Genomic DNA, 1,044 nt, shown 5'->3' with positions numbered 1-1,044 from the left:
CCGCTCCACCCCCGCCCCCGAGCAGCACACCGCCCCTCCCCTCGTGGCCGCGCCGATCGGCCAAGCAGCTCCACCGCCCGCGACCACACCGCAGAACACGGCCACCGACAACAACCAGCGCTCCACGCCCTCGGAACGGGACAACGGTGGGCGTCCGTCCCAGCGCACCGACGGCACCCGCACCCCGGACCCGTCCCCACAGCGCCCAACCGGCGACGCCCCCAAGGTCACCACCGAGAGCACCCCGCCCGCTCCGCAGACCACGACCACCGACGGCCCCACCGCCACCGATGAACCGCGTGCGGTCCCCCACGGCACCTCCGACCCCGAACAGCAGACCTCACCGGCCGAGGTCCCGCTGCCCCCGTCTCCCGTCACCGAGAGCGACGGTCAGCAGGACACCGACACCACCTCCGAGAGCGCACCGCCCCAGGACACGCAGGACACCGGGCACGCCCCCTCCGACCGCGACGGCGAACAGCCCGACCAGCGCGGCGAGGACACCCCCCGGAACGACGACCGCCCCCAGGACGGAGACGAGGACCAGGCCGGAGACGGCACAGGACGGTCCGACGACGGCGACCGGTCGGGCGAGCAGAGCGGTGAACGGTCGGGAGACGACAGGGACCGGTCAGGGAACGAGAGCCGCGAGGACTCCCCCGCCGGAGAGGGCCAGACGCCCGGAGCGACCCTGTCCCGGAACACGGACGGTGTCCCGCAGGACCCGGAGACACCGCGGCCCCGTCCGCAACCGCTCCCCGACGCTCAGGCCGGTCCGGGACGCAACGGCCCGCCCTCCCCCGCCACCGTGGAGCCCCCAGCCACGACCGACAACCGGGAGACCACAACCCCGCCCAACAGCGGGACGCCGGCACCGGGCGCCGGGCACGCCCCGCCCGCCACCGAGGCCACCACACCCGACACGATCCAGGGCACTCCGGTCCCCGCGCAGAACACGGACGCGCCTGCGGCGCCGCCCGCCGCCGGCCCCGAGCGCGCCGCGGACAGCGGCTCCCCCACCCCCGGAGCCACGCGCACCGACCC

1 pseudogene is annotated in these 1,044 nt (G+C 76.2%); it reads left to right on the top strand.

From position 1 onward, the window contains the following. A pseudogene (locus ACWGL3_RS32255) lies at nucleotides 1–1,044 on the top strand (hypothetical protein); the annotation flags it as partial.

It is taken from the genome of Nocardiopsis sp. NPDC055824 (assembly GCF_053616335.1).
The sequence above is the reverse complement of the archived record's forward strand: the minus strand, read 5'-3'. Positions and strand labels throughout refer to the sequence as shown.